Below are 515 nucleotides of genomic sequence, written 5' to 3' on the forward strand. Positions count from 1 at the left end.
CCCGACGACGCCATGTGCCCGTCGTGGAAGGCCACCCGCCAGCGCATCCACTCGCCCAAGGGCCGCGCCAGCCTGATGCGCGAGTGGCTGCGCCTGCAGGGCGAGGCCGGCGTCGACGTGGTCGAGGCCGCCGAGCGAGCCCGCGCCCGGGGCGCCTGGGGCGCGCTCAAGGCCTTCCCCGGCAAGCTCCGCAACACCCTGGCCCGGCGCCGCGGCGAGGCGGACTTCTCCCACGAGGTGTACGACGCCATGGCCGGCTGCCTGGCCTGCAAGTCCTGCGCCGGCCAGTGCCCGGTCAAGGTCAGCGTGCCGACCTTCCGCAGCCAGTTCCTGGAGGTCTACCACGGCCGCTACCTGCGCCCGGTGCGCGACTACCTGATCGGCGGGCTGGAGTTCCTGGTGCCCTACCTCGCCCCCGTGGCGCCGCTGTACAACGCCGCCCTGGGCCACCGCTGGGCGAAGCGCCTGCTGGCCGGCCCGGTGGGCATGGTCGACAGCCCCCGGCTGTCCCGGGC

The 515-nt window shown here is 75.1% G+C and carries 1 pseudogene; it reads left to right on the forward strand.

Annotated elements, in window-relative coordinates:
- Nucleotides 1–515 (forward strand): annotated as a pseudogene (locus tag QC818_RS18340) ((Fe-S)-binding protein); the annotation flags it as partial.

Origin of the sequence: Halomonas koreensis (assembly GCF_031451675.1) — a bacterium.
In the GTDB taxonomy this organism is placed as follows: domain Bacteria; phylum Pseudomonadota; class Gammaproteobacteria; order Pseudomonadales; family Halomonadaceae; genus Halomonas; species Halomonas koreensis.